Source organism: Stenotrophomonas sp. (genome assembly GCF_032099025.1).
In the GTDB taxonomy this organism is placed as follows: domain Bacteria; phylum Pseudomonadota; class Gammaproteobacteria; order Xanthomonadales; family Xanthomonadaceae; genus Stenotrophomonas.
The window spans coordinates 1-2,594 of sequence record NZ_DAMCID010000050.1 but is presented as its reverse complement, the minus strand read 5'-3'; the positions used below and the strand labels follow the sequence as shown (position 1 = coordinate 2,594).

The following is a 2,594-nucleotide window of genomic DNA, read 5'->3' as shown; positions in this document are numbered from 1 at the left end:
ATAGCCGGCCAGCGGCCGGCACTACCACGCCGCGCCTTCGGCGCGGCTATGATGGTCGCGGTTCCAAAGGATGTCCCCATGTTTCCGCGATTGCCCACCGTCACCAAGGCACTGTTGATCGCCAACGTCGTGCTGTTCCTGCTGCAGCAGCCGTTCCTGCTCGGCTACGGCACGTTCGAGCCGTTCATGCTGCAACCGCTGCGCGGCGGTTTCGATCCGTTCTCGCCGGGCGGCAATTTCCAGCCGTGGCAGCTGCTGACCTACGGCTTCCTGCACGGTGGTGTGGGCCATCTGTTCTTCAACATGCTGGCGCTCTTCATGTTCGGTGCGCCGCTGGAACAGACCTGGGGCGAGAAGCGCTTCCTGACCTACTACCTGGTCTGCGTGGCCGGTGCCGGCCTCTGCCAGTTGATGGTGGGCACGCTGCTGGCCGACCCGGCACCGGTGATTGGCGCATCCGGGGGGGTGTTCGGCCTGCTGCTGGCCTACGCCATGCTGTTCCCCAACCAGCGGGTCATGCTGTTGTTCCCGCCGATCCCGATGAAGGCACGCACCTTCGTGATCGTCATCGGCATCACCGAACTGGTGATGGGTGCCACGTCGTGGCAGCCGGGCATCGCCCATTTCGCACACCTGGGCGGCATGCTGTTTGGCTGGCTGCTGATCCGCTACTGGCGCGGGCAGCCACCGTTCAAGCCGCGCCCGCCGGGTGGGCCGCGGCGTCCCAACCACCTGCGACGGGTAAAGTAGCGCAGGCGAATTCAGCTGCAGGGATGGCGTGATCTTGAAGATCCTGATTCTGGGCGGGTACGGAGTATTTGGCGGGCGCCTGGCCCGGTTGCTGTCGGATCTTTCAGGCATCGAACTGCTCATCTGCGGGCGCAATGCGCAGGCCGCGCAGGCCTTCTGCGACAACTACGAAGGTGCACCGCGGGTGCGCCCCCGGGTCATGGATCGCCAGCAGATTGCCGCGGCGCTGCAGGCCGAGCAGCCCGACCTGGTGGTGGATGCCTCCGGACCGTTCCAGGAATATGGCGAGCAGCGCTACCAGGTGGTGGAAGCCTGCATCGCGGCGCGCATTTCGTATCTCGATTTTGCCGACGCGGCCGACTTCGTGTTCGATGTGGCGCAGTTCGATGCGCAGGCGCGCGCGGCGGGCGTGTTCGTGCTGTCCGGGGTCAGCAGTTTCCCGGTGCTCACGGCGGCGGTGCTGCGCGAGATGGCCAACACCATGGACCTGGTCGCGGTGGAGGGCGGCATCGCGCCGTCGCCCTACGCGGGCATCGGCCTGAACGTGATGCGCGCGGTGGTGGGCTATGCGGGCGCGCCCGTGAAGCTGCAGCGCGAGGGGCGCCGGGGGCACGGCGTGGGCCTGGCGGAGAGCCGTCGCTTTACCATCGCGGTGCCCGGCAAGCTGCCGCTGCGCAACCTGCATTTCTCGCTGGTGGATGTGCCCGACCTGCAGGTGATCCCGCCCGAGCACCCCACGCTGACCGACATCTGGATGGGCGCAGGCCCCGTGCCGGAGGTGCTGCACCGCGTGCTCAATCTGTTGGCCCGGGCACGTGCGCGTTTCAGGCTGCCTTCGCTGGTGCCGTTGTCGCGCCTGTTCTACAGCGTGCTGAACCTGATGAAGTTCGGCGAGCACCGCGGCGGCATGTACGTGCGCGCGCAGGGCCTGCGCGATGGCGAGCCGTGCGAACTGAGCTGGCACCTGCTGGCCGAGGGCGACGATGGTCCCTACATTCCCTCGATGGCGATCGAGGCGGTGATCCGCAAGCTGCTCAATGGCGAGCGCCCCGCACCGGGCGCGCGGGCCGCGATCCATGCGCTGGAGCTGTCCGATTACCAGGCGCTGTTCGACGGACGTTCCATCCATACCGGCTTCCGCCGCGAGGACGTGGGCGCGAGCCTGTACCGGCAGGTGCTGGGCAGCGCGTTCGCGACGTTGCCACCGCAGGTGCAGGCGCTGCACCACGGGAGCGAACCACGGCGCTGGAGCGGGGTGTCGCAGGTTCGTCGTGGCAGCGGCATGCTGGCGCGGGCAATCGCGGCCGTGATCGGTTTCCCTCCCGCCGGTGCGAACGTGCCGGTGACGGTCGCATTCCATCCGGAAAACGGCGGCGAGCGCTGGACGCGCGATTTCAGCGGCCGGCGTTTCACCTCGTGGCAACGGCGCGGGGCAGGGCGCAACGATGCACTGCTGGTGGAGCGCTTCGGCGTGATCGACGTCGCCCTGGCACTGGTGGTGGAAGGCGACCGGCTGTCGCTGGTGCCGCGGCGTTGGTCCTGCCTGGGCATACCGCTGCCCAACGCGCTGCTGCCGAAGGGAGCCACCTTCGAGACCGAAGTGGACGGCCGGTTCATATTTGATGTGGAAATCGCCGCGCCGCTGGTCGGATTGATCGTCGCGTATCGTGGGTCGTTGTTGCCGGAATAACGGTTCTGCTCCGTGAAGCAGACGCGGCTGCCGGTGGGGCGAGCGCGGGGCCGCCATACCCTTGCCTGCGGAGGTCCCTCAACAGCGGCTGCCGGTGGGTCGAGCGCCGGGCCGCCTTACCCTTTCCGGCGAATGTCCCCCGGCGTCGGCCTTC

The 2,594-nt window shown here is 67.8% G+C and carries 2 protein-coding genes; both read left to right on the top strand.

The features are described 5' to 3' along the window. Positions 1 to 78 precede the first annotated feature (78 nt). Positions 79 to 750, top strand: a complete 672-nt coding sequence (locus tag RT456_RS19085; RefSeq protein WP_313348986.1) for a rhomboid family intramembrane serine protease — start codon at positions 79 to 81, stop codon at positions 748 to 750. Between the two features lie 34 nt (positions 751 to 784). Further along, positions 785 to 2,440, top strand: a complete 1,656-nt coding sequence (locus RT456_RS19080; protein WP_313348983.1) for a DUF4166 domain-containing protein — start codon at positions 785 to 787, stop codon at positions 2,438 to 2,440. Positions 2,441 to 2,594: the final 154 nt, after the last annotated feature.

What these genes read in the sequence shown, in the direction of transcription:
- RT456_RS19085 (WP_313348986.1), top strand. Translation starts at nt 79, where the DNA reads ATGTTTCCGCGATTGCCCACCGTCACCAAGGCACTGTTGATCGCCAAC.